8 protein-coding genes are annotated in these 13,254 nt (G+C 49.9%); 6 read left to right on the top strand and 2 right to left on the bottom strand.

Translation table 11 applies throughout. From position 1 onward, the window contains the following. Window positions 1-38 precede the first annotated feature (38 nt). The 3 genes from aceE (at window position 39) to lpdA (ending at window position 6,282) form a co-directional block, all read left to right on the top strand. On the top strand, window positions 39-2,702 hold the full coding sequence (gene aceE / locus ACSTTG_RS04050) for a pyruvate dehydrogenase (acetyl-transferring), homodimeric type (protein ID WP_438473853.1): 2,664 nt from the start codon (window positions 39-41) through the stop codon (window positions 2,700-2,702). A 31-nt stretch (window positions 2,703-2,733) separates the two neighbouring features. After that, window positions 2,734-4,626 carry a pyruvate dehydrogenase complex dihydrolipoyllysine-residue acetyltransferase gene (gene aceF / locus ACSTTG_RS04045; RefSeq protein ID WP_438473852.1) on the top strand — a complete coding sequence of 631 codons (1,893 nt, stop codon included), beginning with the start codon at window positions 2,734-2,736 and terminating at the stop codon, window positions 4,624-4,626. A gap of 228 nt (window positions 4,627-4,854) precedes the next feature. After that, on the top strand, window positions 4,855-6,282 hold the full coding sequence (gene lpdA / locus ACSTTG_RS04040; protein WP_438473851.1) for a dihydrolipoyl dehydrogenase: 1,428 nt from the start codon (window positions 4,855-4,857) through the stop codon (window positions 6,280-6,282). Between the two features lie 98 nt (window positions 6,283-6,380). On the opposite strand, the gene ACSTTG_RS04035 is transcribed toward lpdA, so the two are convergent. Continuing rightward, window positions 6,381-7,022 carry a TetR family transcriptional regulator gene (locus ACSTTG_RS04035; protein WP_438459157.1) on the bottom strand — a complete coding sequence of 214 codons (642 nt, stop codon included), beginning with the start codon at window positions 7,020-7,022 and terminating at the stop codon, window positions 6,381-6,383. 304 nt (window positions 7,023-7,326) lie between these two features. Between ACSTTG_RS04035 and hpt the strand changes: the two genes are divergently transcribed. The 3 genes from hpt to ACSTTG_RS04020 all read left to right on the top strand — a co-directional run bounded on the left by hpt (window position 7,327) and on the right by ACSTTG_RS04020 (window position 10,243). Beyond that, a complete protein-coding gene (gene hpt, locus ACSTTG_RS04030; protein WP_438459156.1) occupies window positions 7,327-7,854 on the top strand; it encodes a hypoxanthine phosphoribosyltransferase in 528 nt (175 codons plus the stop codon). A 188-nt stretch (window positions 7,855-8,042) separates the two neighbouring features. Further along, window positions 8,043-9,224 carry a YjgN family protein gene (locus ACSTTG_RS04025; protein WP_438473850.1) on the top strand — a complete coding sequence of 394 codons (1,182 nt, stop codon included), beginning with the start codon at window positions 8,043-8,045 and terminating at the stop codon, window positions 9,222-9,224. A 2-nt stretch (window positions 9,225-9,226) separates the two neighbouring features. Beyond that, entirely contained in the window at window positions 9,227-10,243 is a 1,017-nt protein-coding gene (locus tag ACSTTG_RS04020; RefSeq protein ID WP_438473849.1) for a M48 family metallopeptidase, read from the top strand. A gap of 114 nt (window positions 10,244-10,357) precedes the next feature. Here the strand turns inward: ACSTTG_RS04020 and ACSTTG_RS04015 are convergent, their stop codons facing one another. Further along, a complete protein-coding gene (locus ACSTTG_RS04015) occupies window positions 10,358-13,216 on the bottom strand; it encodes a valine--tRNA ligase (protein ID WP_438459153.1) in 2,859 nt (952 codons plus the stop codon). Window positions 13,217-13,254 lie beyond the last annotated feature (38 nt).

Below are 13,254 nucleotides of genomic sequence, written 5' to 3'. Positions count from 1 at the left end.
AGTTTAAGTAGATCCAACCAACAAAAGGATAGATCGCCATGTCTGACATGAAGCATGACGTAGACGCACTAGAGACTCAAGAATGGCTACAAGCACTAGAGTCTGTAGTTCGTGAAGAGGGTGTAGAGCGTGCTCAATTCTTACTCGAGCAAGTTCTGGATAAAGCACGTTTAGATGGTGTCGATATGCCAACCGGCATCACGACCAACTACATCAACACCATCCCAGCCGACCAAGAGCCAGCTTACCCTGGCGATACCACGCTTGAACGCCGTATTCGCGCGATCATTCGCTGGAATGCAGTGATGATTGTTCTGCGTGCGTCGAAAAAAGATCTGGAACTCGGTGGTCACATGGCCTCATTCCAATCTTCAGCCGCTTTCTACGAAACATGTTTCAACCACTTCTTCCGTGCACCTAACGACAAAGACGGTGGCGATCTGGTTTACTACCAAGGTCATATCTCTCCAGGTATCTACGCGCGTGCCTTCGTTGAAGGTCGCCTAACTGCTGACCAGCTCGATAACTTCCGTCAAGAAGTCGATGGCAAGGGTATCCCTTCTTACCCGCACCCGAAATTGATGCCTGAATTCTGGCAGTTCCCAACGGTTTCTATGGGTCTTGGCCCTATCTCTGCGATCTACCAAGCCCGCTTCCTAAAATACCTCGATGGCCGTGGCTTGAAAGACACCACCGAGCAGCGGGTATACGCTTTCTTGGGTGATGGTGAGATGGATGAGCCAGAATCTCGCGGCGCTATCTCGTTCGCTGCACGTGAGAAGCTCGACAACCTATGCTTCTTAATCAACTGTAACCTGCAGCGCCTAGATGGCCCAGTAATGGGTAACGGTAAGATCATCCAAGAGCTTGAAGGCCTGTTTAAAGGTGCTGGCTGGAACGTGGTTAAGGTTATCTGGGGTCACAATTGGGATGCACTACTGGCGAAAGACACCACAGGCAAACTGCTGCAACTGATGAACGAAACAGTTGATGGCGACTACCAGACGTTTAAGTCAAAAGATGGCGCTTACGTGCGTGAGCACTTCTTTGGTAAGTACCCAGAAACTGCAGCCCTGGTTTCAGATATGACCGATGAGCAGATCTTCGACCTGCAGCGTGGTGGACACGACTCTTCGAAGCTGTACGCAGCGTACAAAAACGCAGAGCAAACCAAAGATCGTCCAACCGTTATTCTAGCCAAGACAGTCAAAGGTTACGGCATGGGTGAAGCGGCGGAAGGTAAGAACATCGCGCACCAAGTGAAGAAAATGGATATGACTCACGTACTTCACCTGCGTGATCGCCTGGGTCTGCAAGATATCCTGACCGATGAAGCGGTCAAAGAGCTACCGTATCTGACGCTAGAGGAAGGCTCAAAAGAGCACGAGTACCTGCACGCGCGCCGTCAGGCTCTGAAAGGTTACACGCCTCAGCGTCTGCCTAAGTTTACTCAAGAGTTCATCACTCCAGAAGTGGATGAGTTTAAGCCTCTTCTAGAAGAGCAGAAGCGTGATATCTCTACGACGATGGCGTTTGTTCGTGCGCTTAACGTGCTGCTGAAGAACAAAAACATTGGCGAGAACATTGTGCCAATCATCGCAGATGAAGCGCGTACCTTTGGTATGGAAGGTCTGTTCCGTCAAATCGGTATCTACAACCCACACGGTCAGAACTACACCCCACAAGATCGCGATATCGTTTCTTACTACAAAGAGGCGACCTCAGGTCAGGTACTTCAAGAGGGTATCAACGAGCTAGGCGCAATGTCATCTTGGGTTGCAGCGGCGACGTCATACTCGACCAACGACCTACCGATGATCCCATTCTACATCTACTACTCAATGTTCGGCTTCCAACGTGTTGGCGATATGGCATGGATGGCGGGTGACCAACAAGCGCGCGGCTTCCTACTGGGCGCAACCGCAGGTCGTACCACACTGAACGGTGAAGGCCTACAGCACGAAGATGGTCACTCACACATCATGGCGGGCACAGTACCTAACTGTATCTCTTACGACCCGACATTTGCTTACGAAGTGGCAGTGATCATGCAAGACGGTATTCGCCGCATGTACGGTGAAGATCAAGAAAACGTGTTCTACTACCTGACACTGATGAACGAGAACTACGCGATGCCAGCGATGCCAGAGGGCGCTGAAGAGGGCATTCGCAAGGGTATCTACAAGCTTGAGACCTACACCGGCGCGAAAGGCAAGGTTCAGCTTATGAGCTCAGGCACCATCATGAACGAAGTGCGCAAAGCGGCGCAGATCCTGAGTGATGATTACGGTATTGCTTCAGACGTTTACTCAGTGACGTCTTTCAACGAAGTGACTCGTGATGGTCAAGCGGCGGAGCGTTTCAACATGCTACACCCAGAAGCCGAGGCACAAGTGCCTTACATTGCACAAGTGATGGGCACAGAGCCTGCGATTGCGGCGACGGATTACATGAAGAACTACGCCGAGCAGGTACGTGCGTTTATCCCGGCTGAATCGTTCAAGGTACTGGGCACGGATGGCTTCGGTCGCTCAGACAGCCGTGAGAATCTACGTCGTCACTTCGAAGTCAACGCAGGTTACGTCGTGGTTGCAGCGCTGACTGAACTGGCGAAACGCGGCGAGATTGAGAAGTCTGTGATCAGTGAAGCGATCAAGAAATTCGACATCGACACTGAAAAAACAAACCCACTATACGCATAACACTGGCGCTTAATTAGAAGGAAGATTAGCAATGGCAATCGAGATTAATGTACCTGACATCGGTGCGGATGAGGTTGAAGTCACAGAGATCCTCGTTAGTGTTGGCGACAAGGTGGAAGAAGAGCAATCACTGATCACCGTTGAAGGCGATAAAGCCTCAATGGAAGTGCCAGCGTCTCAAGCGGGCATCGTTAAAGAGATCAAAGTGTCTGAGGGCGACACGGTTTCAACCGGCTCTCTGATCATGATCTTTGAACAAGAGGGCGCTGCCGCAGCGGTGCCTGCTCCAGCAGTAGAGGCGGCTCCAGCAGCAGCCCCTGCCGCGGCAGCAGAGCTAAAAGAAGTTCACGTACCAGATATTGGCGGAGATGAAGTTGAAGTGACTGAAATCATGGTCGCTGTGGGTGATAGCATCGAAGAAGAGCAGTCACTGATCACAGTGGAAGGTGACAAGGCTTCAATGGAAGTACCTGCTCCATTTGCTGGTGTGCTTAAAGAGATCAAAGTTGCGGCGGGCGACACGGTTTCAACTGGGTCACTGATCATGGTGTTTGAAACGGCTGGCTCTGGCGCGGCACCTGCCCCTGCAGCAGCGGCTCCAGCACCAGCGGCCCCGGCGGTTGCAGCGGCTCAGGATGTCAATGTACCGGACATCGGCGGTGATGAGGTTGAAGTGACTGAGATCATGGTCGCGGTGGGTGACACTATCGAGGAAGAGCAGTCTCTTATCACAGTTGAAGGCGACAAGGCCTCAATGGAAGTACCGGCACCATTTGCTGGTGCGGTGAAAGAGATCAAAGTCGCTGAAGGCGATAAGGTTTCAACTGGCTCATTGATCATGGTGTTTGAGACGGTTGGCGCAGCGCCAGCTGCTGTGGCTGCCACAGCAATGGCTGCCACAGCAGCACCGGCAGCTTCGGCCCCAGCCGCATCTGCACCCGCAGCGAAGGCAGAGTCTGCCCCAGCTGCCGCGGGTGACTTCCAAGAAAACCACGAGTACGCTCATGCCTCACCAGTAGTTCGTCGCCTAGCGCGTGAATTTGGTGTCAACCTGTCGAAGGTTAAAGGCACGGGTCGTAAGAGCCGCATCCTCAAAGAAGACGTGCAGAACTACGTCAAAGAGGCGCTTAAGCGTCTTGAATCGGGTGCAGCAGCGTCTGGTAAGGGTGATGGTAGTGCGCTTGGTCTGCTGCCTTGGCCAAAAGTGGACTTCAGCAAGTTTGGTGAGACGGAAACTCAGCCGCTGTCACGCATCAAGAAGATCTCAGGTGCCAACCTGCACCGTAACTGGGTGATGATCCCACACGTTACCCAATGGGATAACGCAGATATCACTGAGCTAGAGAAATTCCGTAAAGAGCAAAATGCGATTGAAGCGAAGAAAGACTCTGGCATGAAGATCACGCCGTTGGTGTTCATTATGAAAGCCGTGGCGAAAGCGCTTGAGGCGTTCCCTGCGTTCAACTCTTCACTATCAGAAGACGGCGAGAGCTTAATCCTGAAGAAATACGTTAACGTCGGTATCGCGGTCGATACGCCAAATGGCCTAGTGGTACCTGTGTTTAAAGACGTTAACAAGAAGGGTATCTACGAGCTTTCTGAAGAGCTAATGGCGGTATCGAAGAAGGCACGTGCTGGTAAGCTGACCGCAGCAGATATGCAAGGCGGCTGTTTCACCATCTCAAGCCTAGGTGGCATTGGCGGTACGGCATTTACGCCTATCGTTAATGCGCCAGAGGTGGGTATCCTTGGGGTATCGAAGTCTGAGATGAAACCGGTGTGGAATGGCAAAGAGTTTGAGCCGCGTCTGCAACTGCCACTGTCGCTGTCTTACGATCACCGCGTGATCGATGGAGCGGAAGGTGCACGTTTCATTAGCTTCCTAAATGGTGCTCTATCTGATATTCGTCGCTTGGTTCTGTAACCTGCGGCATACTTGAGAGGCGGCAGTCGCCGCCTCGATTAAATTAAAAAAGGCGAGAAAAGCCAAACATTTGTCGCCTAGCTCACAGGCTATGTTGATTTACTTTTCACACCATTAACATCTCGATAAACTATTGCTTGGTATGAAAAATATTTAGAACGACTCGGTCTAAAGATAACAATCAACCCTCACTAAGCCTGTTAGGGATAATGACTACAAGAGGTCAAAATGAGCAAAGAAATTAAAGCCCAAGTTGTTGTACTAGGTTCTGGTCCTGCTGGTTACTCTGCAGCGTTCCGTTGTGCCGACCTAGGTCTAGAAACGGTTCTCGTTGAGCGTTACAGCACGCTGGGTGGTGTGTGTCTCAACGTGGGCTGTATCCCATCAAAAGCATTACTGCACGTATCTAAGGTAATCGAAGAAGCTAAGGCGATGGCCGATCACGGCGTGGTCTTCGGTAAGCCGCAAACGGATATCGAAAAGATCCGCATCTGGAAAGATAAGGTGGTAGATCAGTTGACTGGCGGCCTAAATGGCATGGCCAAGATGCGTAAAGTCACTGTGGTGAATGGTTACGGCAAGTTCACCGGACCGAACACGCTTGCTGTGGAAGGCGAGGGTGAAACCACTGTAGTAAACTTTGATAATGCCATCGTTGCGGCAGGTTCGCGTCCAATTCAACTGCCATTTATCCCGCATGAAGACCCACGTATTTGGGACTCGACGGATGCACTTGAGCTACGTGAAGTACCACAGAAGCTGCTGATCATGGGCGGTGGTATCATCGGTCTTGAGATGGGTACGGTTTATCACTCTCTGGGCTCAAAAGTGGACGTGGTTGAGATGTTCGACCAGGTGATTCCTGCGGCAGACAAAGACATCGTTAAGGTCTACACCAAGCGCATCAAGGATAAGTTTAACTTGATGCTAGAGACCAAGGTGACGGCAGTTGAAGCTAAGCAAGATGGTATCTACGTGTCTATGGAAGGCAAGAAGGCACCGGCTGACGCTGAGCGTTATGATGCGGTTTTGGTTGCCATCGGTCGCGTACCTAACGGTAAGCTGCTTGATGCTGAGAAAGCGGGTCTTGAGGTTGATGAGCGTGGCTTTATCAATGTGGATAAGCAAATGCGCACTAACGTACCGCACATCTTCGCGATTGGCGATATCGTTGGTCAGCCAATGCTGGCGCACAAAGGCGTGCATGAAGGTCACGTCGCGGCTGAGGTGATCTCAGGTAAGAAGCACTACTTCGATCCGAAAGTGATCCCATCGATTGCCTACACCGAGCCTGAGGTGGCTTGGGTTGGTAAGACCGAGAAAGAAGCTAAGGCTGAGGGTATTAACTACGAGGTGGCCTCTTTCCCTTGGGCGGCATCAGGGCGTGCAATCGCTTCTGATTGCTCAGACGGTATGACTAAGCTTATCTTCGATAAAGAGAGTCATCGCGTGATTGGTGGCGCGGTTGTCGGCACCAACGGTGGTGAGCTACTAGGTGAGATTGGCCTTGCGATTGAGATGGGCTGTGATGCAGAAGATATCGCACTGACGATTCACGCTCACCCAACACTGCACGAGTCGGTAGGCTTGGCAGCGGAAGTCTTCGAAGGTTCGATCACTGATTTGCCAAATAAAAAGGCGGTTAAGCGCAAATAATTGCCTCTAGCTCCAGAAAGTAAAATGCCGCTGAAGTATTCAGCGGCATTTTTTGTTTCTATCAGCTTCAAGTTATTGGGCTGGAAAAACCCAAATCACTATTTGTAGATGCAGAGCATTCTTAGATAGTTATCGGTCAAAGTATCCAGACACTCACCTTCTTCAGCACGGTTAGCCTGCAGGAAGAGCGAGTACATCATACCGTGGAACAGGGAAGCGATATGGCGAGGTTCGTGCTCATCGCACACCTCTTGACGCTCAATCGCCGCCTTGAACATGTTCTCTAGCAGCTTAAGGTTAGTCTGATTGCTCGATAGGAACAGCGGCCACACATCACTGCGTGTTGATGCGCTCCATTCGAACCAAACTTTGAGCCAACTGCAGTCCTCTTTAACCAATTGAATGATTGAATTGGCGATGCAGTTGAGATTTTCTTTGATTGGTCTGTCTAGGTCGATGCAATCGGAAAGAAAGTTAGAATACTTGTATTCGATGAACTGAAGCACATCGTCGACTAAGTCTTCGCGAGTTGGGAAGTAATTGAAAACTGTTGCAACAGAAACATTGGCGATTTCTGCGATATCTGCGTGGCCGCCACGGCCAATCCCACGACTGGCAAACACTTCCATCGAGATCTCCATCAGCTGCTCACGACGTTTTTGTGGTGATAAGCGAGTTCTAGGTCTAGATTTAGGTTTGTCCGGTGTGCCAAATTCGGGCTTTTGAGTAGATGAGTCCATAGTATAAATACCTTGCCTAAGTAACGTTTATGCACGCCGGTTATTATTTATGTGGTATCAACGTGCGGTGCAGCGATGAGCAGCCTCCCATGAAGGGTAGAGACTCATATTATTTTTATAATTAGTCCCACTAAGTGTACTGATGCATATCTGTTGGGTCAATAACATACAAATCGGACGTGTGCTACTTAGGTAAGAATCGACGCAAAAATAACGTAGGCAGATGGTTTACTGGTGACATCGGCTATGGCATCGCCTTTGTCGATGATAGAATAGCGAAGTTTTTTCAGATAACGAGATGATTATGAAACATAAAGTAGAGATCATGATCACTGAACAAGAGGTTCAGGATCGCATTCGCGTATTAGGTAAGGAGATCACTCAACACTATCAGGGTAGTGAAGACCTGGTGTTAGTTGGCCTTTTGCGCGGCTCATTTGTGTTTATGGCTGACCTCGCGCGTGCGATTGAGCTCACCCATCAAGTCGATTTTATGACTGCGTCGAGCTACGGCAATGCAATGGAAAGCTCTCGTGATGTGAAAATTTTGAAAGACCTTGATGATGACATCAAGGGCAAAGATGTGCTCTTAGTAGAAGATATCATCGACACGGGTAATACCCTCAACAAGGTCAAAGAGATCTTGTCCTTGCGTGAGCCAAAGTCGATTCGTATTTGCACCCTGCTCGATAAGCCTTCACGTCGTGAGGTTGAGGTGCCGGTTGACTGGATCGGTTTCTCTATCCCTGACGAGTTTGTGGTTGGCGTAGGCATTGATTATGCGCAGAAATACCGTCACTTGCCTTATATTGGTCGCGTTATCCCACTCTAAGCGCACCAGTTTAGTGTTGACTAGCCCACCTTAATGGTGGGCTTTTTGATCTGTGTCTCAGGATTTGGATGCTGATTGGCGCTTTTATGGTCGTTTTTTATTAAAATCAATTGCTTGTACATTATCTTGTTATGGCCTTTTTGGTGATGTGTAAGACAAGCAAAATAACAGTTTAGGATAAGAGGAACATGGATAAAGAAGTGTGTGTAAATCCACTGGGCTTTAAAGGGCAAGGCAGAGAGTTTTTTGGTATTTGGATCGTTAATATTCTGCTTTCGATAGTGACACTAGGTATTTACTCTGCGTGGGCAAAAGTACGTACCAAGCGTTACTTTTACGGCAATACTTTTGTTGCGGGGGACAGTTTTGAGTATCACGCGACACCAATGCAGATTTTACGCGGACGCCTGATTGCTGTGGGGCTGATGATCGTGCTTTTGCTCGGAAATGTGCTTTTCCCTGTGCTAAGTGGACTACTTGTGTTGCTTTTTTATATTGCACTGCCTTGGTTGTTGTGGAGCAGTATCAGGTTTAACGCTGCGATGACCAGCTATCGCAATGTCCGCTTTGCTTTTACTGCTTCGCTCAAGGACGCCTATAAAGTGATGTTTGGTAGAGGGTTCATCGCACTACTTGCCATACTTGGTTTTATGTTTTTGATGATACTAACGGTCGAGTTTATGGCGGGCGCATTTATACCGCTAACTATCGTTGCAGTTGTTGGGAGCCCTGCACTGTATGCTTGGGTGCTGGCAGGTGTTTATCGCTATTTCGCCAATGGTTATAGCTATGGTGACTGGCGAGCTAGCGCGCAAGTAGAGAATGGGTTCTTTGTGCGAACTTTTTATAAAGTGGCGGTATTGGGCGTGATAGCGGCATTGGTGGGTGTTACTTTTGCTTATATTCCAATGTTTAACATGACTGGGAATCCCATTGTGATGGTCGCAAGCTCTTACTTGGGTACTCTGACGGTTATGATTATCCTAACCGCTTACCTAAAGGTTCGTACTCGCAACTATATATTTTCTCGTTTGGTCGTGGAGCAGAACGATAGCCAAGAGAGTCCCCTCTCAAGTTGTGATGCACAAACTCAAGAGACAGAAAGCAAATCGAATAAATTTGGGCTCGATTCTACTTTCACAGTGCCTAGTTATTGCAAACTGGTGGTGACAAACTTCCTATTGCAACTGTTTTCTCTGGGTATCGCACGCCCATGGGTCATGGTGCGTACGGCCCGCTATACCACAGAAAATACCGTGGTACTGGGCGATATGAGCCAGCTTGTTGCCAGTGACATCAATGCTCAACCCAAGTCCGCAGTAACCGATGAGGTTTCACAAGCCTTCGATGTTGACTTTGGACTAGGTTGATAATGTTGGTTAATGGAACTGCGTTCCCACCCAAATCATCGGAGCGATACGCTGCCCAATTAGATCTCGCGCAAAAAGAACAAGTTTGCATGATTGTAGATGGGGAGCGATTTATTTCTGCTAGAGAGCAGCTTAATATAAGTGCCCAAGTAGGTAATTTACCGATCCGATTTCAGCTGCCCAACGGTTGGGTATTTGTTGCTGAGCGCAGCGCTAGCCTCGACCAGTGGTTAAACGATAGCCGTCCGGGCTGGCTGGAGCGCGCCGAGTCTAACCTTGTAGCGTGGCTTGTGGCGAGCCTAGCCTGTGTTGCGTTGCTTCTCGCCAGTTATTGGTATCTGCTACCGTGGGTGACCCAGCAAGTGACTCAGGCGGTTCCCGATAGTGTTGTCGTCCAACTCGGCGAGCAAGTATTTGAAAGTCTGGACTCACACTGGCAGCCCAGTCAAATAGCACCGCAAGAACAAGACGCTATCCGCGCTCGTGTCAAAAACCATATTGATCAGTTGGGCGAACTTCGTTATCCGATTGAGTTGGAGTTTCGCGCTTCGGGGGGAGAGGCCAATGCGTTTGCGCTGCCCGGTGGCAAACTGGTGCTGCTTGATGGCTTAGTTGCAATGGCCGAGACACCAGAGCAATTAGACAGCGTGATCCTCCACGAGCTTGGTCATGTTCATCATCAGCACATGATGAACCGTGTCGTGCGCAGCAGTATCCTCTCGGTTGCGGTGGCGCTAATCACCGGAGAAAGCTCTGGGATCATCGATAACCTCACCGGCATGGGTGTGTTTTTACTTAACAGCGGCTATTCACGCGAAGCGGAAATGGAGGCAGACCACTATGCCAAGCAGGCGATGCAGCTAATATATGGAACAAGCGAGCCAATGGCTGAGATGTTTGAGCATCTATCAGAAAGTCATACTCATGATGTGCCGAAATGGTTAAGTACTCACCCGGAAATGCAACAGCGAATCGAAAAGGCGAGAAGCGAGAAACGAGAGTCGAGAAACGAGGAGTAGCCGCAACCACCTCTCGCCTCTCGTAGCAACGCGATCTCGTTTCTCGCCTCTTCCCGAAGGGAATAAAAAAAGGCAGCGGAAACGCTGCCTTTTTAGCTTTTTCAACTTTTGCGATTAAAGCGCCGCAATCGTAGTCTTTTGCTCTTCAAGCTTAGTCAGGGTCTCTTTGTAGCCCTCAAGCTTCTCACGCTCTTTGGCAACAACCGCTTCTGGTGCTTTCGCTACGAAGCCTTGGTTACCTAGCTTGCCTTCGATACGCTTGATCTCACCGTGGGTCTTCTTGATCTCACCGTCAAGACGAGCCAACTCGGCGTCTTTGTCAATCAGGCCTGCCATTGGGATCATCAGCTCAGACTTCGCTACTAGCGCGGTTGCGCAGGCTGGAGTCTCTTCGCCCGCTTCAAGAATGCGCACAGACTCAAGCTTAGCTAGAGAAACCAGCACTTGCTTGTTCGCTTCTAGGCGAGCTGCGTCTTTCTCATCAGCCGCTTTCAGCATCACCTCTAGAGGCTTACCTGGGTTGATGTCGTACTCAGCACGCAGGTTACGGATGCTAGAGATAAAGGTCTTAACCCACTCGATATCATCCAGTGCATCTTGGTTGAAGTTCGCGTCGTCGTACTGAGGCAGAGCCTGTAGCATGATGGTGTCGCCTTCAACGCCGTCAACCAGCGGCTTGATGCTTTGCCAGATAGTCTCGGTGATGTATGGGATCACTGGGTGAGCCAGGCGTAGCGTCTTTTCAAGCACAGTGATTAGCGTACGACGAGTACCGCGTTGCTGGGCTTCGTTACCTTTCCAAAGAACCGGTTTAGTCAGCTCTAGGTACCAGTCACAGAATTGGTTCCAGATGAACTCATAAATTGTGTTCGCAGCCATATCAAGACGGAAGTTATCAATGTGACCATTGAACTCTTTCGCTGCCAGCTCGAACTGAGACTCGATCCACTTGTCTGCTAGTGAGAATTCAATCTCACCTTCACCAAAGCCACAATCTTGCTCCTCGGTGTTCATCAGTACGTAGCGACTTGCGTTCCATAGCTTGTTACAGAAGTTACGGTAACCCTCAAGGCGCTTCATATCCCAGTTGATATCGCGGCCTGTCGATGCCATCGCAGCCAGGGTAAAGCGCAGTGCGTCAGTGCCGTATGGTTCAATACCGTTTTCAAACGTTTTACGCGTGTTCTTCTCAATCTTCTTCGCTAGCTGAGGCTGCATCATGTTGCCAGTGCGCTTCTCAACCAGAGACTCAAGATCGATACCGTCAATCATGTCGATTGGGTCAAGTACGTTACCCTTAGACTTCGACATCTTGTCGCCGTTCTCGTCACGGATAAGGCCGGTGACGTAAACGGTCTTAAATGGTACTTGTGGCTTGCCGTCGTCATCTTTACAGAAGTGCATGGTCATCATGATCATGCGAGCAACCCAGAAGAAGATGATGTCGAAACCGGTGACCAGCACATCTGATGGGTGGAAGGTCTTTAGATCATCCGTGTTTTCTGGCCAGCCCTGCGTGCCGAAGGTCCAAAGCGCAGAAGAGAACCAGGTATCAAGTACGTCATCGTCTTGGCGCAGAACCACAACCGGTGCTAGACCATTCTTCTCACGAACTTCTTCTTCAGTGCGGCCAACGTACACGTTACCGTCGTTGTCATACCATGCCGGGATGCGGTGACCCCACCAAAGCTGACGAGAGATACACCAGTCTTGAATGTCACGCATCCAAGAGAAGTACATGTTTTCGTATTGCTTAGGTACAAATTGGATCTCACCGTCTTCAACCGCTTTGGTCGCCGTTTCAGCAAGCGGCGCTGTACGCACGTACCATTGGTCGGTAAGCATTGGTTCGATAACCACGCCGCCACGGTCACCGTAAGGCACCGTTAGGTCGTGATCTTTGATTTCTTCTAGAAGACCTAGCTCATCAAATTCTGCCACGATCGCTTTACGCGCAGCAAAACGCTCTAGGCCTTGGTATTTTTCAGGTAGGTCAGTTGAGTAAACATCACTTGGCTCACCGTTGGTAGTGAACACTTCGGCCGCAGCGCGAATGTTCGCGTCAAAGGTCAGGATGTTGATCATCGGCAGGTTGTTACGCTTACCTACTTCGTAGTCGTTGAAATCGTGCGCAGGCGTGATCTTCACACAACCTGTGCCTTTCTCCATATCCGCGTGCTCATCGCCAACGATTGGGATGCGGCGGTTAACGATAGGCAGAACCAGCTCTTTACCGATCAGATCTTTGTAGCGTGGATCTTCAGGGTTTACAGCAACGCCAGTATCACCCAGCATGGTCTCTGGACGCGTGGTTGCAACCACGATGTAGTCTTTGCCTTCCGCTGTCTTAACGCCATCGGCTAGTGGGTAGCGGAAGTGCCACATGTGGCCTTTCTTGTCTTTGTTCTCAACTTCTAGGTCTGAGATCGCCGTGTGCAGCTTTGGATCCCAGTTAACTAGGCGCTTACCACGGTAGATAAGGTCATCTTCGTAGAGGCGCACGAACACTTCTTGTACGGCATTAGATAGGCCGTCATCCATAGTGAAACGCTCACGATCCCAGTCTACTGATGCACCAAGGCGACGAAGCTGTTTAGTAATGGTGCCACCAGACTCGCCCTTCCATTCCCAGATTTTGTCGATAAAGGCATCACGACCGTAATCGTGCTTAGTTTTGCCTTCTTCTGCTGCGATCTTGCGCTCAACAACCATTTGAGTTGCGATACCTGCGTGGTCAGTACCCACCTGCCAAAGGGTGTTCTTGCCCTTCATACGCTCAGCACGGATCAGGGTGTCCATGATCGTATCTTGGAACGCGTGGCCCATGTGTAGGCTACCAGTGACGTTCGGTGGCGGGATCATGATGCTGTATGATTCTTTCGTCGTGTCACCGTGTGGCTTAAAGTAGCCTTTTTCTTCCCAAGCCTGGTATAGGGCTTGTTCAATTGAAGTTGGGTTGTATGTCTTTTCCATAGCGCTCTTTTAATGGATACGTTGATGGTTAATGCGAA

Origin of the sequence: Vibrio glycogenivorans, assembly GCF_051660965.1 — a bacterium.
In the GTDB taxonomy this organism is placed as follows: domain Bacteria; phylum Pseudomonadota; class Gammaproteobacteria; order Enterobacterales; family Vibrionaceae; genus Vibrio.
The sequence above is the reverse complement of the archived record's forward strand: the minus strand, read 5'-3'. Positions and strand labels throughout refer to the sequence as shown.

What these genes read in the sequence shown, in the direction of transcription:
- aceE (WP_438473853.1), top strand. Translation starts at nt 39, where the DNA reads ATGTCTGACATGAAGCATGACGTAGACGCACTAGAGACTCAAGAATGG.
- aceF (WP_438473852.1), top strand. Translation starts at nt 2,734, where the DNA reads ATGGCAATCGAGATTAATGTACCTGACATCGGTGCGGATGAGGTTGAA.
- lpdA (WP_438473851.1), top strand. Translation starts at nt 4,855, where the DNA reads ATGAGCAAAGAAATTAAAGCCCAAGTTGTTGTACTAGGTTCTGGTCCT.
- ACSTTG_RS04035 (WP_438459157.1), bottom strand. Translation starts at nt 7,022, where the DNA reads ATGGACTCATCTACTCAAAAGCCCGAATTTGGCACACCGGACAAACCT.
- hpt (WP_438459156.1), top strand. Translation starts at nt 7,327, where the DNA reads ATGAAACATAAAGTAGAGATCATGATCACTGAACAAGAGGTTCAGGAT.
- ACSTTG_RS04025 (WP_438473850.1), top strand. Translation starts at nt 8,043, where the DNA reads ATGGATAAAGAAGTGTGTGTAAATCCACTGGGCTTTAAAGGGCAAGGC.
- ACSTTG_RS04020 (WP_438473849.1), top strand. Translation starts at nt 9,227, where the DNA reads ATGTTGGTTAATGGAACTGCGTTCCCACCCAAATCATCGGAGCGATAC.
- ACSTTG_RS04015 (WP_438459153.1), bottom strand. Translation starts at nt 13,216, where the DNA reads ATGGAAAAGACATACAACCCAACTTCAATTGAACAAGCCCTATACCAG.